Annotated in this window: 25 protein-coding genes; 24 read left to right on the top strand and 1 reads right to left on the bottom strand. The window is 40.1% G+C overall.

The features are described 5' to 3' along the window. Nucleotides 1-105 precede the first annotated feature (105 nt). The 18 genes from mraZ (at nt 106) to ftsZ (ending at nt 19,556) form a co-directional block, all read left to right on the top strand. Nucleotides 106-537 (top strand): division/cell wall cluster transcriptional repressor MraZ, encoded by a 432-nt coding sequence (gene mraZ, locus AC1Q59_RS07765; RefSeq protein WP_492365219.1) that lies wholly within the window; start codon nt 106-108, stop codon nt 535-537. A 51-nt stretch (nt 538-588) separates the two neighbouring features. Next, nucleotides 589-1,521 carry a 16S rRNA (cytosine(1402)-N(4))-methyltransferase RsmH gene (gene rsmH, locus AC1Q59_RS07760; RefSeq protein ID WP_492365218.1) on the top strand — a complete coding sequence of 311 codons (933 nt, stop codon included), beginning with the start codon at nt 589-591 and terminating at the stop codon, nt 1,519-1,521. 30 nt (nt 1,522-1,551) lie between these two features. After that, nucleotides 1,552-1,917, top strand: coding sequence for a cell division protein FtsL (ftsL, locus tag AC1Q59_RS07755; protein ID WP_492365217.1), 366 nt, complete (start codon nt 1,552-1,554; stop codon nt 1,915-1,917). Continuing rightward, a complete protein-coding gene (locus AC1Q59_RS07750; protein WP_492365216.1) occupies nt 1,917-4,157 on the top strand; it encodes a penicillin-binding protein in 2,241 nt (746 codons plus the stop codon). Before ftsL ends, AC1Q59_RS07750 begins: the two co-directional genes overlap by 1 nt. A gap of 126 nt (nt 4,158-4,283) precedes the next feature. After that, entirely contained in the window at nt 4,284-6,200 is a 1,917-nt protein-coding gene (locus AC1Q59_RS07745; RefSeq protein ID WP_492365215.1) for a stage V sporulation protein D, read from the top strand. A 156-nt stretch (nt 6,201-6,356) separates the two neighbouring features. Then, nucleotides 6,357-7,817 (top strand): UDP-N-acetylmuramoyl-L-alanyl-D-glutamate--2,6-diaminopimelate ligase, encoded by a 1,461-nt coding sequence (locus AC1Q59_RS07740; protein WP_492365214.1) that lies wholly within the window; start codon nt 6,357-6,359, stop codon nt 7,815-7,817. Between the two features lies 1 nt (nt 7,818). Then, nucleotides 7,819-8,280, top strand: coding sequence for a hypothetical protein (locus tag AC1Q59_RS07735; protein ID WP_492365213.1), 462 nt, complete (start codon nt 7,819-7,821; stop codon nt 8,278-8,280). After that, entirely contained in the window at nt 8,280-9,251 is a 972-nt protein-coding gene (mraY, locus tag AC1Q59_RS07730) for a phospho-N-acetylmuramoyl-pentapeptide-transferase (protein WP_492365374.1), read from the top strand. The genes AC1Q59_RS07735 and mraY overlap by 1 nt, the downstream gene beginning before the upstream one ends. Before the next feature lies 1 nt (nt 9,252). Continuing rightward, a complete protein-coding gene (gene murD / locus AC1Q59_RS07725; RefSeq protein ID WP_492365212.1) occupies nt 9,253-10,605 on the top strand; it encodes a UDP-N-acetylmuramoyl-L-alanine--D-glutamate ligase in 1,353 nt (450 codons plus the stop codon). Nucleotides 10,606-10,702: 97 nt separating this feature from the next. After that, nucleotides 10,703-11,803 (top strand): stage V sporulation protein E, encoded by a 1,101-nt coding sequence (spoVE, locus tag AC1Q59_RS07720; RefSeq protein WP_492365211.1) that lies wholly within the window; start codon nt 10,703-10,705, stop codon nt 11,801-11,803. Nucleotides 11,804-12,114: 311 nt separating this feature from the next. Then, a complete protein-coding gene (murG, locus tag AC1Q59_RS07715; RefSeq protein ID WP_492365373.1) occupies nt 12,115-13,218 on the top strand; it encodes an undecaprenyldiphospho-muramoylpentapeptide beta-N-acetylglucosaminyltransferase in 1,104 nt (367 codons plus the stop codon). A 56-nt stretch (nt 13,219-13,274) separates the two neighbouring features. Continuing rightward, complete coding sequence (gene murB, locus AC1Q59_RS07710) at nt 13,275-14,183, top strand: UDP-N-acetylmuramate dehydrogenase (RefSeq protein ID WP_492365210.1); 909 nt, start codon at nt 13,275-13,277, stop codon at nt 14,181-14,183. A gap of 198 nt (nt 14,184-14,381) precedes the next feature. Beyond that, nucleotides 14,382-15,173 carry a cell division protein FtsQ/DivIB gene (locus tag AC1Q59_RS07705; RefSeq protein ID WP_492365209.1) on the top strand — a complete coding sequence of 264 codons (792 nt, stop codon included), beginning with the start codon at nt 14,382-14,384 and terminating at the stop codon, nt 15,171-15,173. Continuing rightward, nucleotides 15,145-15,852: a DUF881 domain-containing protein gene (locus tag AC1Q59_RS07700; RefSeq protein WP_492365208.1), complete on the top strand. Its 708-nt coding sequence runs from the start codon at nt 15,145-15,147 to the stop codon at nt 15,850-15,852. Before AC1Q59_RS07705 ends, AC1Q59_RS07700 begins: the two co-directional genes overlap by 29 nt. Nucleotides 15,853-15,895: 43 nt before the next feature. After that, the gene (locus AC1Q59_RS07695; protein WP_492365207.1) at nt 15,896-16,624 is read left to right on the top strand and encodes a DUF881 domain-containing protein; all 729 of its coding nucleotides are present in this window, start codon (nt 15,896-15,898) and stop codon (nt 16,622-16,624) included. Further along, nucleotides 16,624-16,986, top strand: coding sequence for a small basic family protein (locus tag AC1Q59_RS07690; RefSeq protein ID WP_492365206.1), 363 nt, complete (start codon nt 16,624-16,626; stop codon nt 16,984-16,986). Before AC1Q59_RS07695 ends, AC1Q59_RS07690 begins: the two co-directional genes overlap by 1 nt. A 111-nt stretch (nt 16,987-17,097) precedes the next feature. Next, nucleotides 17,098-18,390, top strand: coding sequence for a cell division protein FtsA (gene ftsA / locus AC1Q59_RS07685; RefSeq protein ID WP_492365205.1), 1,293 nt, complete (start codon nt 17,098-17,100; stop codon nt 18,388-18,390). Nucleotides 18,391-18,401: 11 nt separating this feature from the next. Then, complete coding sequence (gene ftsZ, locus AC1Q59_RS07680) at nt 18,402-19,556, top strand: cell division protein FtsZ (protein ID WP_492365204.1); 1,155 nt, start codon at nt 18,402-18,404, stop codon at nt 19,554-19,556. 134 nt (nt 19,557-19,690) lie between these two features. Here the strand turns inward: ftsZ and hmpA are convergent, their stop codons facing one another. Next, a complete protein-coding gene (gene hmpA, locus AC1Q59_RS07675) occupies nt 19,691-20,920 on the bottom strand; it encodes an NO-inducible flavohemoprotein (protein WP_492365203.1) in 1,230 nt (409 codons plus the stop codon). A 329-nt stretch (nt 20,921-21,249) separates the two neighbouring features. Between hmpA and spoIIGA the strand changes: the two genes are divergently transcribed. The 6 genes from spoIIGA (at nt 21,250) to AC1Q59_RS07645 (ending at nt 26,074) form a co-directional block, all read left to right on the top strand. Further along, nucleotides 21,250-22,194, top strand: coding sequence for a sigma-E processing peptidase SpoIIGA (gene spoIIGA / locus AC1Q59_RS07670; protein WP_492365202.1), 945 nt, complete (start codon nt 21,250-21,252; stop codon nt 22,192-22,194). Nucleotides 22,195-22,383: 189 nt separating this feature from the next. Next, nucleotides 22,384-23,103, top strand: a complete 720-nt coding sequence (sigE, locus tag AC1Q59_RS07665; RefSeq protein WP_492365201.1) for an RNA polymerase sporulation sigma factor SigE — start codon at nt 22,384-22,386, stop codon at nt 23,101-23,103. A 201-nt stretch (nt 23,104-23,304) separates the two neighbouring features. After that, on the top strand, nt 23,305-24,084 hold the full coding sequence (sigG, locus tag AC1Q59_RS07660) for an RNA polymerase sporulation sigma factor SigG (protein ID WP_492365200.1): 780 nt from the start codon (nt 23,305-23,307) through the stop codon (nt 24,082-24,084). Between the two features lie 101 nt (nt 24,085-24,185). After that, nucleotides 24,186-24,455 (top strand): YlmC/YmxH family sporulation protein, encoded by a 270-nt coding sequence (locus AC1Q59_RS07655; RefSeq protein WP_492365199.1) that lies wholly within the window; start codon nt 24,186-24,188, stop codon nt 24,453-24,455. A gap of 100 nt (nt 24,456-24,555) precedes the next feature. Then, nucleotides 24,556-25,383, top strand: coding sequence for a peptidoglycan editing factor PgeF (gene pgeF, locus AC1Q59_RS07650; RefSeq protein ID WP_492365198.1), 828 nt, complete (start codon nt 24,556-24,558; stop codon nt 25,381-25,383). Between the two features lies 1 nt (nt 25,384). Next, nucleotides 25,385-26,074 (top strand): YggS family pyridoxal phosphate-dependent enzyme, encoded by a 690-nt coding sequence (locus AC1Q59_RS07645; protein WP_492365197.1) that lies wholly within the window; start codon nt 25,385-25,387, stop codon nt 26,072-26,074. Nucleotide 26,075: the final 1 nt, after the last annotated feature.

Here is a 26,075-nt window from a genome sequence, read left to right as displayed (position 1 = left end):
AAGCGGAAAGGGAGGATTTTAAATCAAAAACTAGAATATAAAAAAATATGTGGAGGAAAGTGGGGGATTGTGGTACATTTGAGTAAGAAAGTGGGGTAGCGGGACATGTTCATGGGTGAGTACCATCATAACATTGATAATAAAGGCCGGTTAACCGTGCCAGCTAAGTTCCGCGATGATCTGGGGGAAACCTTTATACTGACTCGAGGACTTGATCAATGTTTATTTGGCTACCCGCTCAGCGAATGGACATTAATTGAAGAAAAACTAAAAGGCTTGCCTCTTACAAAAAAGGACGCACGGGCCTTTACCCGTTTTTTCTTTTCAGGTGCAACAGAATGTGAAATTGATAAACAAGGAAGAATAAATATTGCCTCACCTCTTCAGTCCTATGCAAAATTAGAAAAAGAGTGTGTGGTATTAGGCGTTTCGAATCGAATTGAAATTTGGTGCAAAAGCATTTGGGAAGAGTATTTCTCTGATTCCGAGGATTCTTTTGCAGAAATTGCAGAGAATATGATTGGATTCGATATTTAATTTAACACAGAATTATCGAATCTAGCGCTTACCAGATGGGGGTTAACAACGATGTTTGATCATACAACTGTGCTGCTCAAGGAAACTGTCGACGGTTTAAATATTAAACCAGACGGGATTTATGTAGATTGTACTCTCGGCGGCGCCGGACATAGTGAGCTCATTCTTTCAAAGCTTTCTGATGAAGGAAAACTTTATGCTTTTGACCAGGATGAGACAGCGATTATGCATGCAAAAAAAAAGCTTGAAAACTATGGTGACCGAATTACAATCATAAAGAGCAATTTTGAATTCTTGCAAAATGAACTAAATAATATTGGTATACAAAAAGTGGATGGAGTTTTATATGATTTAGGCGTTTCCTCCCCCCAGCTTGATACCCCTGAACGGGGATTTAGCTACCACAATGACGCTCCCCTGGATATGAGAATGGATACATCTTCGAGTTTCTCGGCCTACGATGTTGTCAATCATTGGAGCTACAGTGATCTTGTTAAAATATTTTTTAAATATGGTGAAGAAAAATTCTCAAAGCAAATAGCAAGAAAGATAGAAGCTGCTAGAGAGAGTTCCCCGATTAAAACAACTGGTGAGCTTGTTGAGCTCATCAAAGATGCTATTCCCGCACCGGCAAGAAGAAAGGGCGGACATCCGGCAAAAAGAGTCTTTCAGGCCATAAGAATAGCTGTGAATGATGAATTGGGCGTTTTTGAGCGTTCTCTTCAGCAAGCTATTGATTTATTAAATCCCGGCGGGCGAATCAGTGTAATTACCTTTCATTCGCTTGAAGACAGGATATGCAAGGCTGCTTTTAAGAAGGCAGGAGAGACACCTAATCTGCCTCCAGGCTTGCCTGTGATACCTGATGAATATAAACCGGAAATTAAAATCATTACAAGAAAACCAATCATTCCTTCTGAAGAGGAGCTAGAATCAAACAATCGGGCTAGATCAGCGAAGCTAAGAATTGCCGAAAAACTATAGACTAAAAATGAGTAAAACAGGAGGGACAATATGGGGAACTTAGCACGGAAGCTTCAGCAGGAACAGCATGGTGAACAGCAGAAAGGGATGGTTCAAGCACCCAAACCAAAAAAGATAAGAAAAAAGTGGCTTACACCTGGTGAGAAGCTGCTAGGTTTAGCTTTTACAGGTATTATTTGTTTTGGTGCTGTTCATATTGTTTCTAACCAAGCAGCCATTTATGAAATGAATAAGGAGATTCAGGACACAAAAGTTGCAATCCAGGAACAGACTAAAGTTAATGGGGACCTTGAAATGCAAATAGGCGAGCTTAGTACATATGAGCGCATATGGGAAAAAGCAAAAGAGCTAGGCCTAAAATTAAATGAAAACAATGTTAAGGTTGTGCAGGATTAATGATAAAAAAACAGCCGAATATTAATTTTGGAGCAGCGATATTATTTGTAATATTTTCCCTGCTCTTTTTTGTATTGTTATTCCGTTTTATATCCGTTCAGGCCTCTGGTGAAGCAGCCGGTCATGCATTGGCAGCTAAAGCCCAGCAAAAGTATGATAAGGAAAGAGTGATAGAGGCCAGAAGGGGTACCATCTATGACCGCAATGGCGAAGTGATTGCAACAGATACTAATTCTTATAAACTGATTGCCATTTTGGATGAAAAAATGACAACAAATGACGAGAAGCCGCGCCATGTAAAGGATCCGCAAAAGACGGCAAGAGAACTGGCAAAGGTTATCGACATGAAAGAATCAGAGATTTACAGAATCCTAACTAAAGTAAACCCAAAAACAAATGAAAAGCCCTTTCAGGTGGAGTTTGGCAAAGCTGGACGTGATTTAACCAATCAGCAGAAGGCGGAAATCGAAAAGCTGAAGCTGCCTGGAATTACCTTTAGTAAAGATACAAAGAGGTTTTATCCCAATGGTGTTTTTGCCTCCCATTTAATTGGCTATACCGAGAAAAAAGAAACAGAAGATAAAACGGCCACTGTTGGAATGATGGGAATTGAGGAAAGCTATAATGATATTCTTACTGGAAAAAATGGGAAAATCACTTATGAGAGTGATATATGGGGGTATCTCCTTCCGGGCAGCGAGGAAAAGGTAACACCTGCTGTTAATGGCAAGGATATTTATTTAACGATTGATAAGAAGATACAAACCTTCCTTGAGGATTCAATGAATAAAGTACAAGAAACCTATGATCCGGAAAAGATTATTGCTATTGTGGCAGACCCAAAGACAGGGGACATCCTCGCCATGGGACAAAGGCCCTCTTTCCATCCAAAAACAAAAGAGGGCATAACAGAAAGCTGGCATAATGAAGCCATCGAAAATTCATTTGAGCCAGGCTCAACAATGAAAATTTTCACACTGGCTGCAGCTGTGGAAGAAGGTGTCTTCAATCCGAACAACACTTTTCATTCAGGTCAGTACACGTTTAAATCAGGGGCGAGAGTTCGGGATTGGAACAATGGACAAGGCTGGGGAACGATTTCTTACCTTGAGGGGGTTCAGCGCTCTTCAAACGTTGCCTTCGTAAATATTGTACAAGCACTTGGATTTGATAAATTTAGAGAATATATTACTAGATTTGGTCTTGATCAAAAAACAGGCATTGAACTTCCAAAGGAAACAGGCGGAAAGCTTGCATATCAATGGCCACTTGAAAAAATAACAACGGGTTTTGGACAAGGGACAGCCATTACACCGATTCAGCAAATTCAGGCTGTAACAGCCATTGCTAATAAAGGGCAGATGATGAAACCGCATGTCATCAGTAAAATTGAAGACCCAAATAACCATGAGGTGGTTCAGGAAAGAAAGCCAGAAACGGCCGGGAATCCGATTTCCGCAGATACAGCACAAAAAGTGCTCTCTATATTAGAGACCGTAATATCAAATCCAAAAGGAACTGGGTTTAATTATTATAATATTGAAGGATATAACGTAGCCGGGAAAACAGGAACAGCGCAAATTCCGGACCCAAAAGGCGGTTATTTAACCGGAAGGCAAAACTATGTCTTTTCAATTTTAGGGATGGCACCTGCGGATGATCCGGAACTAATTGTTTATGTAGCTGTTCAGCAGCCGAAAATAGATATTCATACAAGCGGATCTGAACCCGTGGCTGAAATTTTCAATCCGGTTATGAAAAGCAGTCTGCAATATTTAAACATTGATCCTGTTGAAAAAAAGGAAAAATTATCTGATGTAGTTCCAAAGGTTTCTGAGATGTCAACTGAACAGGCGATGGAGGTACTTAATGAAAAAGGCTTTGAACCTGTTGTTGTCGGAAATGGCACTAAGATAACTGCTCAGCTGCCGATTGAGGACTCAAAGCAGCTGATAGGGGAAAAAGTCATTATTAAGACAGATGGTGATTTAACAAGCCCCGATCTGACGGGCTGGTCGCTTAGAGATGTCATGAAAGTTGCTAAGATAGCGGATTTAAAGCTGAATACTGTAGGCAAAGGGTATGTAAGCAAGCAGAATCTGAAGCCTGGTGGTGTCTTTAAAGAAGGTGAGTTTTTGATTGTTGAACTGGAGCCCCCGATTGAACAGTTCAAAGCACCTGAGGAAGAAACAGATGAAGCCAGTGAAGAACAAGAAGAAGTATTGGAAGTCCAGGATTGATGCTGCAAGGGAAGCACCGCTTAGGTGCTTCTTTTTTTCAATGGCAATGGACACGCTTTTAGTGCTATTCGAATGGGTACAAGCATATATTGAAACGAGCCAAAATCTAAGGAGGTTCGTGCTTGCATGCGTGTTTCAAATGTCACTGTCAGGAAGCGGCTAACGGTTGCTTTAATTGTTGGTATTCTAATTTTCTTTATTATTGATTTGCGGCTGGGCTATGTCCAATTTTTCTTAGGCAATATGTTAACGGATGGGGCTAAGGAATTATGGAGCAGGGATATCCCCTTTGAACCAGAACGCGGTGAAATTGTTGACCGTAATGGTGTTGCTCTGGCGACAAATGTCAGTGCCCCCACTGTCTATGTGGTGCCCCGGCAGGTGAAAGAGCCTGAAGGGACAGCTGAAAAACTGGCTAGCGTATTAAAGGCATCAAAAGAAGAAATCCTTAAAGAAATTACATCCAAGGAAAAGGATGTCAGATTAAAAAGCGGCAGAAAAATCAGCCATGAAAAGGCAAAAGAAGTAAGGGCCCTTGGGTTAGATGGTGTCTATATTGGCGAGGATTCAAAGCGCCACTATCCATTCGGCAGCTATTTATCCCATGTTCTGGGCTTTACAGGCATTGATAACCAGGGGCTGATGGGTCTTGAGTTAACCTATGATAAAGAGCTGAAAGGGAAAAGGGGTTCCGTTAAGTTCTATGCCAATGCAAAGGGAGAACGAATGAACGATATGGCGGATGATTATGACCCGCCTGAGGATGGTTTGGATTTGAAGCTTACAATCGACTCAAAGGTCCAGACGATTATCGAACGGGAGCTCGATATTGCTCAGACGGCCTATAACCCTGATGGAATAATTGCAATAGCAATGAATCCTAATAATGGTGAAATTCTTGGAATGTCGAGCCGCCCAACTTTTGATCCTGCCAAATTTCAAGACGTATCGCCAGAAGTCTATAATCGAAATCTTCCAATCTGGAGCACCTATGAACCTGGATCAACCTTTAAGATTATTACGCTTGCTGCGGCCTTAGAAGAAGGCAAGGTTGATTTAGAAAAGGAGCATTTCCATGATCCGGGATTTGTAAAAGTTGGGGGAGCAAGGCTTAGATGCTGGAAAAAGGGCGGACATGGAAGCCAGACCTATCTGGAAGTGGTGCAAAATTCTTGTAACCCAGGCTTTGTTGAATTAGGAGAGCGCCTGGGAAAAGAAACATTGTTTAAATATATCCGGGATTTCGGATTTGGAGAAAAGACAGGCATTGATCTCCAAGGTGAGGGTAAAGGGATTCTTTTTAATCTTGATAGAGTTGGCCCTGTAGAACTGGCAACTACTGCTTTTGGACAGGGCGTCTCAGTAACGCCGATTCAGCAGGTAACTGCTCTATCTGCAGCAGTCAATGGAGGCACGCTTTATACCCCATATGTAGCAAAGGAACTAATCGATCCAAGGACAGGCGAAGTAGTAATGAGAAAAACTCCCGTTGCGAAAAGAGAAGTCATATCAAAGGAAACATCAGATCAGATTAGATATGCACTGGAAAGTGTAGTTGCCCAAGGAACGGGCGGCAAAGCCTTCATTGAAGGATACAGAGTAGGAGGAAAAACGGGTACCGCACAAAAGGCGCAGGGCGGAAGATATCTTGAAAACAACCATATCGTTTCTTTTATTGGTTTTGCCCCAGCGGATGATCCTGAGCTTGTTGTCTATGTTGCTGTTGATAATCCTAAAGGAACTGTGCAGTTTGGAGGTGTGGTCGCAGCTCCAATCGTAGGAAATATAATGGAAGACAGCTTACGGGCAATGGGCGTAAAGCCAAGAAAGGATCAAATTGAAAAAGAGATCAACTGGCCGGATTCCCCGATGATTGAAGTGCCAGACTTAGTTGGCATCACCAAAACAGAGCTAGGAGAAATGTTTGTCAACTTAAGGATCGATGCAAGCGGAAGCGGCAATAAAGTGATCAAACAAACTCCTGAACCGGGAATAAAATTAAAAGAGGGTTCTACCATTAGGCTTTACTTTGGTGAAGAATAAAGGGCGATATTGCGCCCTTTATTTTTCAATAAAGAAATAGCTAAATATCACGTTTTCATGTAAAATGTAAATCGCGATGATTTTTGGCTATTATCCATTTTTTTAGTATACGGAAAACAACTTTGATTTGTTTTCCCATAAAGGGGATGGACGATTATGAAGCTACATACGCTTTTGAATTTTCTGCAGCCATACATTGCATATTCGGGAGCTAACCCAAGAATCACTTCCATTGAGCAAGATAGCCGGAGCGTCCAAAAGGGCAGCCTTTTTATCTGCATTAAGGGCTTTACCGTAGACGGGCACGACTATGCCCAAGCAGCCGAGAAAAATGGGGCCGCAGCGGTCATTTCAGAAAAGGAATTAAACCTCTCTGTCCCGGTGATTGTTGTTCAAAACACAAAAAGGGCTATGGCCATTTTAGCAGATGCCTTTTATAAGCAGCCAAGCAAAAGGTTTCAATTGATCGGTATAACGGGTACAAATGGAAAAACAACAACCAGTCATTTAATTGAAAAGATTCTTGCTGATTCGGGGCTTAAAACAGGATTAATAGGAACGATGTATTCAAAGATAGGTGATGAAAAATTCGAGGTGAAAAATACCACCCCGGACAGCCTTACACTCCAGCGGTTATTTAAAAAAATGGCTGACTATGGGGTGAAATCAGCGGTGATGGAGGTTTCCTCCCATGCGCTGGATGAAGGCAGAACTCATGGCTGTGATTTTGATATTGCTGTCTTCACTAACTTAACCCAGGACCACTTGGACTATCACAAAACAATGGATGAGTATAAAAGGGCCAAAGGGTTATTATTTGCACAGCTCGGGAGTGCCTTTCGCCATAATCCGCCTAAATACGCGATTCTAAATGCAGATGATGCTGCCACTAACGCATACATAAAGGCCACGGCCGCTCATATTTTAACGTATGGGATCGATCAGAAGGCAGATCTAAATGCACAAAATATCCAAATGACTGCTGCAGGCACATCCTTTGAAATGGAAAGTCCCCTTGGCCGGCATAAGGTCTCACTTAGACTTGTCGGCAAATTCAGCATCTATAATGTCCTTGCTGCGATAGGAGCGGGAATCGCTTTAGGCCAGGACATAGACTCAATCATTGCCTCTGTTGAAAGCGTGCAGGGGGTTCCTGGGCGGTTTGAAACGGTTGATGCTGGTCAGAACTTTTCTGTTATTGTTGATTACGCCCATACGCCAGACAGCTTGGAGAATGCGCTGAAAACGGTTAGGCAATTTGCACAAAAACGAATATTTGTCATTGTTGGATGCGGGGGTGACAGGGACCGTTCAAAACGTCCCATCATGGCCAAAATTGCCTGCGAGTTCAGCACAAACCCAATCTTTACTTCCGATAATCCGAGGAGCGAGGATCCGCTGCAAATATTGAAAGACATGGAAAACGGAGTTAAAGGACAAACATTTATCACTATTCCCGACCGGAAAACAGCGATACGTGCTGCTGTAAATGAAGCGGATGAGGGAGATGTTATACTGATTGCTGGCAAAGGTCATGAAACATATCAGATTATCGGTGATCAAATTTATGATTTTGATGACCGGCTAATTGCAAAAGAGGCGATAGAGGAGCGATAGAATGTTTTTAACGTTTAGTGATATGGCCTATCTGTTTCCTGATAGGAAGGGTATCAAGATCACTGAGATGAACTTTCACACGGTTTCATCCCTTTCTGATGTTCCTATGTTTCGCGGGCTTTACATACCATTTGAAAAGTCAACAGGGGAACTTAAGGATGCGATCAGCAATGGGGCCATTGCAGCCCTGTGGGAAAAAGATAAAGATATCCCTGGATATACACCAAATCACTTTCCTATTTTTTTGACAGAAGATTTATTGAAAGGCATAGAGGACATAATGGAACTATATTTGGAAAAAAGAAATCAGGATCATACAACTGGCGGGGGAGTGACCAAATTCCTCTTTTCAGATGAATTACGTCTGAATGATCATGATATATCATATGATATTGCAATAAAGGCTCATAAACTCAATAACATTCAAAGAAAAAGCAACGAAAGGGAGGGGGATAAAAAGTGATGGAAAAAGTAGTTCTATTTACGATCCTAGCTGGTTTTCTTATTACTGTATTGCTTTCTCCCATTTTTATTCCCTTTTTAAGAAGACTCAAATTTGGTCAGAGTATCCGGGAAGAAGGGCCCCAGTCACATCAAAAGAAGTCTGGAACTCCAACAATGGGCGGAGTTATGATTCTTCTCTCCATTACGATTACCACTTTAGTAATGACCAGCAAGTTTGGCGAACCCACAGTAAAAACTTATATGCTGTTACTTGTAACCCTTGGCTTTGGGCTTTTGGGCTTTTTGGATGATTTCATCAAAGTCGTTTTAAAGCGAAATTTAGGGCTAACGTCCCTGCAAAAGCTTTTAGGCCAGATTATTATCTCTATTGTTTTTTACTTTGTATTAGTACAGAATAATTTCTCTACGGAAATTTCCATCCCCTTTATTGATTATTCAATAGATTTGGGCTGGACATATGCACTTTTTATTATTTTTTGGCTCGTTGGATTTTCAAATGCTGTAAACCTAACAGATGGCCTTGATGGGCTTGTTTCCGGTACAGCAGCCATTGCTTTTGGCGCGTTCGCCGTACTGGCATGGAACTTATCTCAATTTGAAATTTCTATTTTCTCGGTTGCTGTGGCTGGAGCTGTACTTGGATTTCTTGTTTTTAATGCCCATCCAGCAAAGGTGTTTATGGGGGATACAGGTTCTCTTGCATTGGGCGGAGCCATCGCAGGTATTGCCATACTAACAAAACTTGAAATTATTTTAATTATTATTGGCGGTGTGTTTGTTATAGAGACACTGTCAGTTATTTTACAAGTGATTTCGTTCAAAACAACTGGGAAAAGGATTTTCCGCATGAGCCCGCTGCACCATCATTATGAATTACTGGGCTGGAGTGAATGGAGAGTTGTTGTCACTTTTTGGACGGTTGGCTTGTTATTTGCCATTCTTGGAATTTATATAGAGGTGTGGATGTAAGTTGAAACAGATTAATCGCTATCTTCATAAGAAAATATTAGTATTAGGTTTGGCAAAAAGCGGAGTAAGTGCGGCTGCTCTCTTACATAAATTGGGTGCTTTTGTCACAGTCAACGATTATAAACCTTTATCGGAAAATCTTGAGGCACAGGGTCTTCTTGAGCAGGGAATTACCGTTATTTGCGGGGAACATCCTATTGATCTTCTAGAGGAAGGATTTGAATTAATTGTTAAAAACCCTGGAATTCCCTATTCTAATCCGATGGTTGTAAAAGCCTTTGAAAAGGGAATTCCTGTTATTACTGAAGTTGAACTTGCTTATCAGATTTCTGAAGCCCCTTTTATTGCTATTACTGGGACGAATGGCAAAACAACGACTACAACGCTTATTTACGAAATTTTAAATAAAGGCAATAAACTGCCTCTTATTGCTGGAAACATCGGAACAGTTGCATCTGATGTAGCGCAGAAAGCTACAGAAAACAATACCATTGTGACTGAATTATCCTCATTTCAATTAATGGGGATTAACGAGTTTAACCCGAAAATTGCTGTGTTAACTAATCTTTATGAAGCTCATCTTGATTATCATGGGACAAGAAAAGAATACGTTAAAGCAAAAGCAAATATTACAAAAAACCAGACAAAGGACGATTTTTTCATTGTCAACGCTGATCAGGAAGACGCGATGGAAATTGCTGCTCAGTCAAAAGCGGAGATCATTCCTTTTTCAACAAAGATAGAGCTTGAAAAAGGTGCTTGCATTAAAGATGGAGCCGTATACTTTCATTCTGAAAAAATTATTGAGATAAAGGATATTGTCCTTCCTGGTACACATAATCTTGAAAATATTCTCTGTGCTGTTGCCGCAGCGAAGCTATCTGGTGTAGACAACCAATCGATTTTCCAGGTGCTGAACACCTTTACAGGAGTGAAGCACAGATTGCAGTTTGTCAGTGAGTTCAAGGGCAGAAAATTCTATAATGATTCAAAGGCGACGAATATTTTGGCTACACAGACTGCGCTTAAAGCTTTTAATGAACCGATTATTCTGCTTGCCGGCGGATTAGACCGCGGGAATGAATTTGATGAGCTAATTCCTTATCTGACTAACGTCAAAGGGGTCATCCTCTTTGGTCAAACAGCTGGAAAAATTGAAAAAGCCGCTATTAGTGCTGGAATAAAATCAATCAAGCATGTCGATAATGTGGGCAAAGCCGTGCCTGCTGCCTATCAAATGTCTGACCCAGGCGATGTTATATTGTTATCACCTGCTTGTGCAAGCTGGGATCAATATAAAACTTTTGAGGTAAGGGGAGACATTTTTATAGAAGCGGTGCATATGCTTAAGTGAGGGCTTGTACGCGAGGGAAAAGAGTTTGCATCTATGGGAGTCATCTGAAATCGCTATCTTGGTAAAGCCCTAAAACTTGCATTCGAGGTGTTTTACTTTGCCAACAAAAAGAACGACTCCCGACCTAATATTAATTATTGTCACATTATCTTTGCTGGCAGTGGGGCTGACAATGGTTTACAGTGCCAGTGCCATTTGGGCAGAGTATAAATTCGATGATTCCTTTTTTTTCGCTAAGCGGCAAATGCTCTTTGCGGGTGTTGGGATTGCGGCCATGTTTTTTATTATGAATGTTGATTATTGGACATGGCGGACATGGGCAAAGGTGATTATCATCATATGCTTTGTGTTATTGCTTTTAGTGCTTATCCCAGGCGTTGGAAACGTTAGAAATGGATCGAGAAGCTGGATTGGTGTCGGTGCTTTTTCTGTACAGCCTTCCGAATTTATGAAGCTTGCTATGATTGCTTTTCTTGCCAAGTATTTATCTGAACGGCAAAAATTAATCACATCTTTTACAAAAGGTCTTGTACCTTCTTTGGGATTAGTTTTTTTAGCCTTTGGTTTAATAATGCTTCAGCCGGATTTAGGGACAGGAACCGTCATGGTCGGGACTTGTGTTGTCATGATTTTTATTTCAGGCGCAAGAATTCGCCATTTTGTTTTCCTTGGACTTTTAGGAGTAGCAGGCTTTGTTGCCCTTGTTCTATCAGCTCCCTATCGAATCAAACGGATTACCTCGTTTTTAGATCCATGGGAAGATCCTCTTGGGAGCGGGTTTCAAATTATCCAGTCTCTATATGCCATTGGGCCGGGCGGGTTATTTGGTTTAGGACTCGGGCAGAGCAGGCAGAAATTCTTTTACCTTCCAGAACCGCAGACAGATTTTATTTTTGCGATTCTTTCTGAGGAGCTTGGATTCATTGGAGGGTCTTTTGTCATCCTGTTATTCGCTCTTTTATTATGGAGAGGGATTCGGATTGCACTAGGTGCCCCTGATTTGTACGGGAGCTTCCTTGCTGTAGGGATTGTGGCTATGATCGCCATTCAGGTCATGATCAATATCGGAGTTGTTACGGGACTTATGCCTGTAACCGGTATTACACTGCCATTCTTAAGCTACGGAGGATCCTCGCTGACCCTCATGCTTATGGCCATCGGTGTATTGCTAAATGTCAGCAGATATTCTAGGTATTAACCCTGTTCTAACAGGGTTCTTTTTTGTTTTTGTCTAGGTAAAAGAGTTGATTGCAGCGAGAGGTACTTCGCTTTCCGGGGGGCGTTTTGTGAGCCTCCTCGTCGCATTCGCTCCTGCGGGGTCTCACTTCAACGCTGATCCCCCAGGAGTCTACGTGCCTGCAGCGAAGATCAACTTTAGAATTGCCAGATCCATGCTTTATTAAAATTATATTTCAATCTGATTACTGTTTTTATTCATTTGTTTTTATATAGTAGAATAGGGTAAAGTGTGATATTTTGATGAAAACCACTCTTTTATGAGGTGAAATGATGAGAATTGTTGTAAGCGGCGGCGGGACAGGGGGGCATATCTACCCAGCTCTTGCCCTAATCCGGGAAATACAAAAGAAAACAAAAGATGCTGAGTTCTTATATATCGGTACAAAAAAAGGCCTTGAAAGCAATCTTGTTCCTAGAGAAGATATCCCATTTAAATCCATACATATAACAGGTTTTAAAAGAAAACTTTCTTTTGAAAACATAAAAACCATTTTTCGCTTTTTAAAAGGCGTCAGCGACAGCAAAAAAATACTTAAGGAATTTAAAGCAGATATCGTTATCGGAACAGGCGGATATGTATGCGGACCTGTTGTTTATGCTGCGGCAAAGCTTGGAATTCCAACCATTATTCATGAGCAAAATAGCGTGCCTGGTCTGACTAATAAATTCTTAAGTAAATATGTTGATAAGGTTGCCGTTTGTTTTGAAGAGGCAAAAAACTATTTCCCACAGGAAAAGGTTGTGCTCACCGGAAATCCGCGTGCATCAGAAGTGCTCGGAAAAGATGGAATCAAGGGCAGGCTTTCCGCAGGCCTGAAAATAAATGATCCGTTAGTTTTAATTTTTGGAGGCAGCAGAGGAGCCAGGCCAATCAATGAAGCAGTGGTAAAATCTTTTGCCCAGCTTCGCGAAAAGCCATACCAAGTTCTGTATGTAACGGGGGATGCCCATTATGAGGATGTAAAAAAGGAAGTTGAATTGGTCGGAAATCCTGAGAATGTTGTCATTAAACCATTTATTCATAACATGCCCGAGGTACTTGCGGGGACAGATTTAACGATTGCACGAGCAGGCGCAACAACATTGGCTGAATTAACCTCACTTGGGATCCCAAGTATTCTTATTCCAAGTCCTTATGTGACCAATAACCATCAGGAAAAAAACGCAAGGGCATTAAGCGATCATGGCGCAGCGCAGATTTTACTGGAAAAAGATTTAACAAGCCAAAAGCTGATTGATTCGATGGATCAAATATTAATAGATGATAAAAAGCTGAAAGAAATGAAACAGGCAGCAAAGAAATTAGGCATTCCAGACGCAGCCGGACGGCTTTTCAAATTAATGCAGAATCTGATAAAGGAAAGAGGGCAGTAGCCCTTATTTGAAGCTTGCATAAGATATTAAGACTGCTTAAAGAAAGGGAGGTTTAAATGAACGAGCTTATTGAAAAATTAAAAAGGCTGGACATTGGCCAGGTAAAGGAACATGAACCTTTGGCTAAACATACAACCATGAAAGTTGGCGGACCTGCCGATTTGTTTATAGAACCTTCTTCGATTGAAAGCCTTAAAAAAGTAATGGATTTGCTTATGGAAAATAATATTGAATGGACGGCCATTGGCAGAGGTTCTAATCTCCTGATTTCTGATGACGGAATTGCTGGTGCCGTAATCAAACTGGGGAAAGGCATTTCAGATATGGAATTAAACGGGACCGAGATTCGAGCCGGCGGTGGCTATTCCCTTGTCAGCCTTTCAACGCAAATTAGCCGAAAAGGGTTATCTGGTCTGGAATTTGCAAGCGGTATTCCCGGGTCGGTAGGCGGCGCCGTCTATATGAATGCAGGGGCGCACGGATCAGATATTTCTAAAGTGCTAAAAAAAGCCCATATTTTATTTGAAAATGGACAAATGGAATGGCTGACAAACGAGCAGATGGAGTTTTCCTATCGGACCTCTGTCCTGCAGAAAAATCGTCCTGGCATTGTTCTTGAAGCTGTTTTTGAGACAAAAGAGGGCGACCGAGATGCCATCTTTGGGCAAATGCAAAAAAATAAGGATTATCGAAAGGTTACTCAGCCTTATCATATGCCTTGTGCAGGAAGTATTTTCAGAAACCCTCTCCCAAACTATGCAGGAAAGCTCATTGAGGAAGCCGGTCTGAAGGGACATTGTATTGGCGGTGCACAAATTTCGGAAATGCATGGGAATTTCATTGTCAATACCGGATCAGCAAAATCCTCCGATGTGATGGATTTAATTGAATATATTAAGGGGAAAATCTATGAAATTTATCATATTAAAATGGAAACTGAGGTAGAAATAATCGGCAGAAAATAACGGGAAATAATCTCTTACTTATTCCATTTATTGTGATATAATTATACCCTAGAGAAGACTATAATAACGGCATTCTTTGCCGTTGTTTCAATAAATCAAATCCGTTATTACGGATTTGAACCGGGAGATGGGACAGGCCAAAGGATTTAAGAAAGGCCAAAATTGGACGATGAACGCGGTTGAATGAGGTGAACGGAAATGGAAACGAGTAAGGTTGTCTCGATTGAGGATCGCATACCAAAGCTTAAACAGCAGCGAAGGAAAAAAGCAAATAAGAAATTAATATTACTGCTGCTTTTGTTCTTTACTCTCATAGTGCTTGTTATATATTTCCAATCGCCATTAAGTCATGTAAAAACAATTGAAATAGAAGGAAATTATGTCTATAGTGATGAAGAGATTATCCCATTGACGAAACTCACAGCCGATACAAATATTTGGAGGGTTAATGAAAAAGCCATCGAGGAAAAACTTGCCGGCTTACCTGAAATTAAATCTGTCAAGGTTAAAGTAAATATGCCTAATCGGGTAATAATTACGGTCGATGAGTTTAAACGAATCGCTTATATTATGAAGGAAAAAAGTTACCTTCCTGTGCTTGAAAATGGGGAAATTATTAAAGAGAACAAAACGGAAAGAATTCCCGCTAATGCTCCGATCCTTTTCGGTTTTTCAGAAGGAAAAGAACTGAATGGTATGATTGAAGAACTTGAAAAACTTCCTGCCGAAGTTGTAAATTCCATTTCGGAAATTCACCATACCCCAAAAAAGACTGATTCCTTTCATATTACCCTTTTTATGAATGATGGTTTTGAGGTTAGCGCAACAACACAAGGTTTCTCGGAAAAAATGCAGCATTATCCTTCTATTGTCAGCCAGCTGGATCCAGACAAGAAAGGCGTCATTGATTTCGAAGTCGGCTCTTATTTTAAAGCATTTGAGCAAAAAGGAGCTGATGAAAATGAAGAAGAAGCTGAAAGTGAAGGGTAATCATGTCATCCTTTCACTAGTATTTCTTGTTTTGGGTTATATCATGGCATTTTCTTATCATTTGACACAACAAGAAAATAGACAAGCAGAAATCACAGACAAGCAATGGGAAAGAGACATGGCGCTGCGCAAGCAATTAGTAGAGCTGGAAGAAAAAAATCTTGCTTTGCAAAATGAGTTAAATGAAAAACAGGAAAGAGTCCGTGAGATTGAAAAAGATATGTCTCAAGAAGCACAAATCTACTTCAATCTAGCTGAAGACGCTGAAAAATATCGGATGTATCTAGGAAAGGTGAAGGTTAAAGGACCTGGAGTTGAGGTCGTCCTTTCCGATGGTGACTATAATCCAAATGAAGAAAATATTAATAATTATATTGTTCATGAACACCATGTATTTAAGGTCATTAATGAATTATATATATCAGGCGCGTCCAGTATCGCGATCAATGGGCAAAGACTGTCACATAATTCGTATATTTTATGCAATGGTCCCGTCATTGAAATTGATGGATATCAGCATCCTGCACCATTTGTCATTACAGCAATTGGGGATTCTGAAGTGCTGGCTTCTGCGCTGAATTTAACGGGTGGAGTAAAAGATTCCCTCGTAAACGAAAATATTACCGTATCGATTGAACAGAAAAATGAAGTGATCATGGATCCCTTATTAGGGAGCTAACAAGTTAAATGCGTCCACTTTTGATAAAGGTTAGGTGGAAAACGTGGACAAAAAAAAATTAAGCTTTACCGTAATTACGGCAGTCATTGGATTTATGATTGCTATCCAATTCCAAACACTCAAAGAGCCCATTGTCCGTGATACACGGGATACATGGGAGCTAAGGGAAGATTTGCTGAGGCAAAATGAACTGCAATTAAAATTAATGCGTGAAGTTCGGTCAAACGAGGAGAAAATCGCCAAATATGAAACACAGCGTAAACAGAGCAAGGAGCAAGTTCTAAGAGAGACACTGGACGAACTTAAACAAGAAGCAGGCCTGACTGATGTTAAGGGGTATGGAATTGTTTTGTCAATTGAACCAGCCTTTGAGGAACTTCTTTTAGGCAAGAAAGCAGAGACTGTTTCTCCGGATCTCTTAAAACGCCTTATTAACGAGTTAAATATGTACGAAGCCATGCATATATCCATTGATGGCCACAGGGTGATTAATACAACCGTTATTAGGGATATTAATGGTGAAACGAAAATTGACGGGCACCCTCTTAAAACGCTGCCGATTGAAGTGAAAGTCATCGCAGAAAATAAAAAAGTTGCCGAAAAGCTTTATAACCGGATGCAGGTTTCGCAGTCTGCCGATGATTTCTTTATCGATAACTTGAGGGTAAAGGTGAAAATGCCAGAGAATATGATTACCATATTAGCGTATGATGATCCAATCAGAATTAGAAATATGGAGCCTGTGAAGCCTGAAAAAGGAGGAAGTTCATAATGTGGCTTCCTGTACTGGGATTAATTGTCGGGGTTGTTCTTGGCTTATTAACAGAAATAAAAGTGCCTGAAGAGTATTCCAATTATTTATCGATCGCAGTTTTGGCAGCGCTTGATACACTTTTTGGTGGAATCCGGGCACAGCTGCAAAATATTTATGACGAAAAAGTTTTTGTATCCGGATTCTTTTTTAATATTATGCTTGCGGCAAGTTTGGCTTTTCTCGGTGTACATCTTGGTGTAGACTTATATTTAGCCGCGGTGTTCGCATTTGGTGTTAGACTGTTTCAAAATATTGCGGTTATTAGAAGAATTTTATTGACAAGATGGACAAAAAACGTGGAAAAAACTGAAAAAAATTGATTTTTTAAAAGGGAAACGATTAGTTGTGACGAATAATTATCATATTAATAAAGTTAATATTTAATTTATTTGTTGTTCTATATAATGATGAGTAAAAGGAGGTGCCAAAGAATGAACAACAGTGATATATACGTAAGTCTTGACATCGGTACATCCAGTGTAAAAGTAATCATTGGTGAAATGGTCAATGACTCTTTGAATATAATTGGTGTTGGCAGTGTGAAGTCTGAAGGTTTGCGCAAAGGCTCCATTGTTGATATAGATGAAACCGTTCATTCAATTAGGAAGGCAATTGAACAGGCTGAAAGAATGATAGGAATGGAAATTAATAAAGTTATCGTGGGGATCACGGGTAACCATGTTATGCTTCAGCCGTGCCACGGTGTAGTTGCCGTTTCCAGCGAGAATAGAGAAATTTCCGATGAGGATGTTGCAAGAGTAATAGATGCGGCACAGGTAGTTTCCATTCCGCCTGAAAGGGAAATCATTGATGTAATACCTAAACAATTTATTGTGGACGGATTAGATGAAATTAATGACCCCCGCGGCATGATTGGCGTTCGCCTAGAACTAGAGGGCACCATCATTACCGGTTCGAAGACCATCTTACATAACACTTTGCGCTGTGTGGAAAGAGCAGGTTTGGAAATTCTCGATATTACTTTGCAGCCATTAGCTGCAGGAGCATTTGCTTTATCAAAGGATGAGAAGAACCTAGGGGTTGCACTTGTCGATATTGGCGGCGGCTCCACAACAATAGCACTATTTGAACAGGGAGTTTTAAAAGCGACTAGTGTTCTTCCAGTTGGCGGAGACCATATAACAAAGGATATTTCGATAGGTCTTCGGACTTCAACTGAGGACGCTGAAAAGATTAAAATAAAATATGGCTATGCTTTTTATGATCATGCTTCTGAAGATGAAGTCTTTAGTGTTCCAATTATCGGAAGTGATCAGCACCAGCAGTTTAATCAGCTTGAGATATCTGACATTATTGAAGCCCGGATGGAGGAAATCTTTGAACTCATTCAAACTGAGGTAAGAAGGTTAGGGGCCCATGATCTTCCGGGGGGAGTAGTCATTTCAGGCGGTGTTGCTAATACACAAGGGATTCTTGAATTAGCACAGGATATTTTCCAAAACAGGGTTCGTATAGCGATACCGGATTATATTGGTGTTCGGGAACCGCAGTTTACGACAGCTGTTGGGTTAATCAAATTCGCCTACAAAAATGCTAAAGTTCAGGGAAGAAAAATGACAGGAATTGGAGTTCCTGCAGCGAATCAAGAAACAAAGGAAAAGCGCGTTTCAAAACAACCGCAACCAAAAACAAAGCCGGAAAAACAACCGGAGGAAAAAATTACATCAAGAGTGAAAAAGTTCCTCGGATACTTTTTTGAATAGGAGGATTAGTCATGTTGGAATTTGAAACAAATATAGATTCATTAGCAACGATAAAAGTCATCGGCGTTGGCGGCGGCGGTAATAACGCGGTTAACCGAATGATTGAACACGGTGTACAGGGTGTTGAATTTATCGCGGTTAACACTGACGCGCAAGCACTAAATCTTTCAAAAGCCGAAGTTAAAATGCAAATTGGCAGCAAGCTGACTCGCGGTCTAGGAGCTGGTGCCAATCCTGAGGTAGGAAAAAAGGCTGCTGAAGAAAGCAAAGAGCAGATTGAAGAAGCTTTAAGAGGAGCAGACATGGTGTTCGTAACCGCGGGTATGGGTGGCGGAACAGGAACAGGAGCTGCCCCGGTTATTGCTCAGATTGCCCGTAATCTAGGTGCATTAACAGTTGGTGTTGTTACACGTCCATTTACATTTGAAGGACGTAAACGTGCAACACAGGCGGCAGGCGGAATTTCGGCAATGAAAGAGTCCGTTGATACGCTTATCGTTATCCCTAACGACCGTCTTTTAGAAATAGTGGACAAGAGTACACCAATGCTTGAAGCATTCCGTGAAGCTGATAATGTTCTGCGCCAAGGTGTTCAGGGCATTTCAGATTTAATTGCTGTCCCTGGTTTAATCAATCTGGACTTTGCTGATGTGAAAACAATCATGTCCAGCAAAGGATCAGCCCTAATGGGAATCGGGGTTGCTTCAGGGGAAAACCGTGCAGCAGAAGCTGCAAAAAAAGCCATTTCCTCACCATTGCTTGAAACGTCCATTGATGGGGCTCAAGGGGTGCTGATGAATATTACAGGCGGTACAAATTTAAGCCTTTATGAAGTACAGGAAGCAGCTGACATCGTTGCGTCTGCATCTGACCAAGAGGTAAATATGATTTTTGGTTCTGTCATTAATGAGAATCTTAATGATGAAATCGTTGTAACAGTTATTGCAACAGGCTTTAATGAAGAAGCTGCACACTCTCCTAAGCCACAGCCTCAGGCGGGAAGACCAGCCTATGGACAGCAAGCGAAGCCTGCAGTATCTCCTGTGAAGCGGGAATCAAAAAGAGAAGAACCAGTCCATGAGCCTGTTAGAACAAACCATATTCAGCAGCCAGAAGAAACATTAGATATTCCAACATTCCTGCGAAACCGTAACCGCAGACGATAAAAAAAAGCTCAAGCCACTTTGGCTTGAGCTTTTTATATATGATTGGAATCAGCTGCCTAGCGCTTGGAGAAGAAATCAATGACAAGTTAGAACAAAAAGGAAGCATGCCTGGTAAAAGGCATGCTATTTTTTGATTAAACTGTTTGAGGTTCTTTTAGTTGCATTGATGGTCCAAAGAACTCATATCGGATATGATCCTTTTTGATTCCAATTTCCAATAAAGCTTCGTACATTGCCTGCATAAATGGTACAGGTCCGCACATATAAACAATAGCTTCTTTATCGGAAATTAACTGATTTAGCCAATCGGCTGTAATATAGCCTTCTTTATCAAAGTGTTTTTCGCTTCTATCTAGTTCGGTTGGTTTTTCATAACAGAAATAGGCATCAATAGATTCATTATTTTCTTCAATTTCTTTCACTGCATCGCGGAAAGCATGGATATTTCCATTGATTGCTGCCTGAATGAAGGTTGTTTTTTGCTCTTGATCAGCTAATTTTTGCAGCATGCAGAACATTGGAGTTATGCCGACACCACCGCTTAATAAAACAGTTGGTTTTTCAGATTGATCTTCTAAAATAAATTCACCAGCAGGTGCACTAAGCTCAACAATGTCGCCTTCTTTTACATGAGTATGCAAGAAGCTTGAAACTTTTCCAGCTGGACGATCGTTAATAGAATCCTCTCTTTTAACGGAGATACGATAGTAGCTATCATCTTTACACTGGGATAAGCTATATTGGCGAATATGGCTATACTGTTCTCCTGGGATGTCCTTTAGTCTAATGCTGATATATTGCCCCGGAATAAAGCTTGCTATTTTACCTCCATCGGCTGGAACAAAGTAGAATGATTTAATTACATCACTTTCCTGAACAATTTTATCCACTTTAAATTCCCTGAAGTCTTCCCATCCGCCATCTTGAGTTCCAGCTTTATCATACAGGCCTTTTTCAAGGTTAATAAAGGCATCTGCAATAACCCCATACGCTTTTTCCCAAGCAGTCATAATGTCATCTGTTGCTGCATCGCCTAATACATCTTTAATGGCAAGTAATAAATGTTTGCCTACGATTGGATAATGTTCTGGTTTGATTCCAAGTGAACGGTGTTTTTGAGCAATTTGAGAAACAACTGGAAGAATGGCTTCTAGATTGTCAATATATTTTGCTGCAGCATATACAGCACTGGCTAGTGCTCTTTGCTGACGTCCTTGTTTTTGGTTTGCATGATTAAAAATATTTAATAACTCTGGATGATTTCCAAACATTAATTGATAGAACCTTTTTGTAATGTTTTCTCCATGTTCTTCTAAGACTGGAACAGTGCTTTTTACAATATCAATGGTTTTTTGATCTAACATGGTGTAAAACCCCTTTGTGAGTATTTTTACCGTGGCTATAGGTTTTTTTTATTCTGAATTAGTGATATGAATCACATTCACAAACTCATTATATTGAGTATGCGAATCAGTGAATGTGATTTATATCACACCTTTTTAGGGGAAATGTGAAAGATATGTGAATTTGCGAAAAGATGACAAAATCCGAAGGGAATAGAGGAAATTTCTGCTATTTCAGCTACAGAATGTGACACACTTCAGCGATGGAAGTACGCTATACTTTTTTTATTAGATTAATAGGCTCTAAATAGAAATGACTCTCGTAAATTAATTTTGGGGAGGAAGCTTACTTGGAGGTTTATTTAGATATTATTTGGGCATTAAATTTTTTATTTGATAGCCTCCTCCTTTATTTAACAGCCATTATATTAAAAAGAGAAGTAAAATTATGGAGAATCTTAACAGGAGGCCTGATCGGTTCAGTAATAATTTTATTATCAATCACATCTTTACATGCTTTTATTGGCCATCCATTTACAAAAATGCTTTTTTCTATATTGATGGTTTTAACCGTATTTGGATTCAAACGATTCCGTTTTTTTTTAAAAGGGCTAATGACATTTTATTTATTAACCTTTTTAATTGGAGGCGGATTGATCGGGGTACACTACTTTATCTCATTCGATTTCCAGCTGACGTCAAATGTCATGCTGGCAAGCGTAAAAGGGTTTGGAGACCCAATCAGCTGGTTATTTGTCCTTATCGGTTTTCCAGTTGCCTGGCATTTTTCCAGAAAGAATATTGAAAACATTGAAATGACTAAAATTCAATATGAGTCCATTGTTAAGGTAGTGATTACATTAAATGGAATTTCTTATTCGTTTAAAGGATTAGTTGATAGCGGAAATCAGCTTCAGGATCCCATTTCCAAAATGCCAGTCATGTTTGTCTCAATAAAAAACAGATTGGACAGTTTTCCCGAAACTATTGTAAAAATCGCACAAAACCCGGAAGCCATGATTATGGGCGAAGAACCCATCCCCGCTGAATGGGAGAATCGTATTAGGATTATGCCATGCAAAGTTGTTGGACAAGAATTTCAGCTGATCGCCGCAGTCAAGCCTGATCAGATACTAATCGAAAAAGAAGATGAATGTTATCTTTTCAACAAGGGCCTAATCTCATTTTCCATGCAGCAGCTATCAGCCGACAACGCTTTCGAATGCATTGTCCATCCAAAAATGTTGACTTCCGGGAGAAAAACCTCACAGGAAATTCATGTAAAACATGCATAATCGTTTCCAATGCTCAGTTGGTTGGAGTGGAAGGCACGAAGACTCCTGGGGGATCAGCATTGAAGTGAGACCCCGCAGGAGCGGTCGCTGCGAGGAGGCTCACAAAATGCCTCCCGGAAAGCGAAGCCCCCGGAGCGGAAATCAACGGCCAAGTTATAAAGGAGAAACTTTTCAAGGAGGAGGACATTCATGAAAAAAATCAAACTTCGCTTAACATATTATTGGTATAAATTATTAATGAAACTAGGCTTAAAATCGGATGAAGTATACTATATCGGTGGAAGCGAAGCACTGCCTCCTCCCCTTAGCAAGGAAGAAGAGGAAGTATTACTCGAAAAACTGCCAAACGGCGACAAGGCAGCACGATCCATCCTCATCGAGAGAAACCTGAGATTAGTCGTCTATATAGCAAGAAAATTTGAAAATACCGGAATAAATATAGAAGATTTAATAAGTATCGGAACGATTGGTTTAATTAAGGCTGTGAATACCTTTAATCCCGAGAAAAAAATTAAATTGGCTACATATGCCTCACGCTGTATTGAAAATGAAATTCTCATGTATTTAAGACGCAATAATAAAATTCGTTCAGAGGTATCATTTGACGAACCATTAAACATTGACTGGGATGGCAATGAGCTTCTGTTATCGGATGTCTTGGGGACGGATGAAGATATCATTACAAAAGACCTTGAAGCTAATGTAGATAAAAAGCTTCTTTCCAAAGCATTGCACCAGTTATCTGATCGGGAAAAACAGATCATGGAACTTCGCTTTGGCCTTGGAACGGGCGAGGAAAAGACACAGAAAGATGTGGCAGACATGCTTGGGATTTCCCAATCCTATATTTCCAGGCTGGAGAAAAGAATTATTAAACGCCTTAAAAAAGAGTTTAATAAAATGGTTTAACCTAATTTTTAACACATGATTTATTATTGTACAAAAGTAAAAATAAAATTATTTTTTTAAAATAAAATGGCTGTCAAATCCTTACAATAATTGTGTTTTTACCAATTTTGGCAGTTTCGCTGTCAATCGTTATGTGCATATTTTTCCTGCTCCAGGAGATACTGTTTTTTGTACAGCAGCTCCTGTGAGGAGGGAAAAGAATTGACACGTAATAAGGTAGAAATTTGCGGTGTTGACACATCAAAGCTTCCAGTGTTAAAAAACGAGGAAATGAGAGAACTCTTCAAGCAAATGCATAAGGGGGATATAACCGCACGGGAAAAACTCGTCAACGGGAATTTGCGTCTTGTGTTGAGTGTGATTCAGCGATTTAATAACAGGGGTGAATTTGTTGATGACCTATTCCAGGTCGGCTGTATCGGTTTAATGAAATCTATTGATAATTTTGATTTAGGTCAGAACGTTAAATTTTCCACCTATGCTGTTCCTATGATAATAGGCGAAATTAGAAGGTATTTGCGGGATAATAATCCGATACGTGTGTCTCGTTCCTTAAGGGACATTGCCTATAAGGCTTTACAGGTTAGGGAGCGATTGATGAGCAAAACGTCCAAGGAGCCTACAGCCGCAGAAATTGCGAAGGAACTTGATGTTCCGCATGAAGAGATTGTTTTTGCCTTAGATGCCATTCAGGATCCGGTTTCATTATTTGAACCGATTTATAATGATGGCGGGGACCCAATCTATGTAATGGATCAATTAAGTGATGAGAAAAATAAGGATATTCAATGGATTGAGGAAATTGCGCTAAAAGAAGGAATGAGAAGGTTAAACGAGCGAGAAAAGCTCATTTTGAGAAAGAGGTTTTTTCAGGGAAAAACGCAAATGGAGGTAGCTGAGGAAATTGGCATATCTCAGGCGCAGGTATCCCGGCTTGAAAAAGCAGCCATCAAACAAATGAATAAAAATATCCAAAGCTAAAAGCTGCCAAAAAGGCAGCTTTTGTTTTTTATTTTTAGAAGATAATTTAGTAGAACCATTCATATATATCAGTATGGGATGATTCTATAGGGGTGAGAGATGTGATAAAAATATCTGAATTCCAGCAAAAAGATGTCATTAATGTAGCAAACGGCAAGAAACTTGGCAATATTGGAGATATAGATATTAATGTTCAAAATGGAAAAATAAATGCCATTATTATTGTAGGGAATGGGAAGGTACTCGGCTTTTTTGGACGTGATGAAGAAATTATCATTCCATGGACCAATATATTAAAAATTGGCGAAGATGTCATTTTAGTTCGAATGAAGGAAACAATTGTGCAGAATGATGTCGATGAAAAGGAGTAATTGTTCTTTTTAGGTGGGAAAAAGCTAAGACTATATGGTAAACTATAGAAAAGTTTACTATTTGATATCTAAGATGGAAAACAAAAGATGAGGTATATAAATGGAACCATTTCTTTTAGAGAAAAATGAAATTTTTGTCATTAAAGAATGGATGGACGAATGCCCTGAATTGATTGCAGGGTTTACAAGCAAAAATGGAGGCTGCAGCAAGGAACCCTTTTCATCACTGAATGCAGGACTGCATGTCAATGATTCCACTGATTCTGTCAGAGCCAACAGAAACAAAATTGCTGACATTTTGCAGTTTCCTGCAAAGAAATGGGTAGGTGCAGAACAAACACACCATACCCATATAGAAAAAGTCACGTTTGCCAGCGCTGGACGCGGCTCCCTTGACTATGAAGAATCTTTTAAAGGTACGGATGGATTCTTTACAAGAGATCAGGGTCTTTTACTGACTTTATGTTATGCGGATTGTGTCCCTTTATTTTTTCTTCATAAAGAGACAGGTTCAATTGGAATTGCCCATGCAGGCTGGAAAGGAACGGTTCATGGGATAGCAAGGGGAATGGTTAGTTTGTTTCAAAAAGAGGGCATACCTGAAAAAGACATCAAGACAGTCATTGGTCCTGCTATTTGCGGCAACTGTTATCAAGTTGATGACCGAGTGATTGAATTTGTTAAAGGTTGGACAAAGGATGAAAATGACAAGCCTTATAGACAAATTGAAGATCATCAATATTTACTTGATTTAAAACAGCTAAATAAAGATATTCTTATAAAAGCAGGAGTTTTAGAGGAAAACATCCAGGTAACGAAATGGTGTACCAGCTGTGACTCTCAATATTTTTTCTCCCATCGCAGAGATAACGGGAAAACTGGAAGAATGATGAGTTTTATCGGCTGGAAGGAGGATTTAAAGAAATAACATGAAGGTTTCAGATAACTTAGTTCAAATTAAGCAAAAAATTCACGAGGCCTGTGAGAAATCAGGCCGAAATCCTGAAGAGGTTAAAATAATTGCAGTAACAAAATATGTCTCAACGGAGCGTGCCTTAGAAGCTATTGATGCTGGAATAACTAATCTTGGAGAAAACCGGGATGAAGGCCTGCTTGCAAAATGGGAGGTCATCAAGGACAAGCCCGCATGGCATTTTATTGGCTCTCTGCAAACCAGAAAAGTGAAAAATATTATTGATAAGGTTGACTATATCCATTCGTTGGACAGAATATCACTTGCAAAAGAAATTAATAAGCGTGCCGAAAAGCAGATTAAATGTCTAGTTCAGGTGAATGTTTCGGGTGAAGAGTCTAAGCAGGGTTTAAATCCGGAAGAAGTCCGCGATTTTATTATAGAACTCAGAGGTTTCCCTGCCATTCAAGTTGCTGGGCTGATGACAATGGCTCCATTTACTTCAGATAAGAACGTGCTGCGCTCCTGTTTTAGAAATTTAAAATCCTTGGGCATGGAGATTCAAAATATGAATCTTGATTATGCTCCATGCAATGAATTGTCAATGGGAATGTCGAATGATTATGAAATTGCTGTACAGGAAGGAGCTACAATGGTCCGGATTGGTACAGCATTAGTTGGAAATGAGGAGCAGGGGGATAAATAAG

The organism is Cytobacillus sp. MT66, from assembly GCF_058792595.1.
This window is presented reverse-complemented; position numbering and strand designations above follow the sequence as displayed.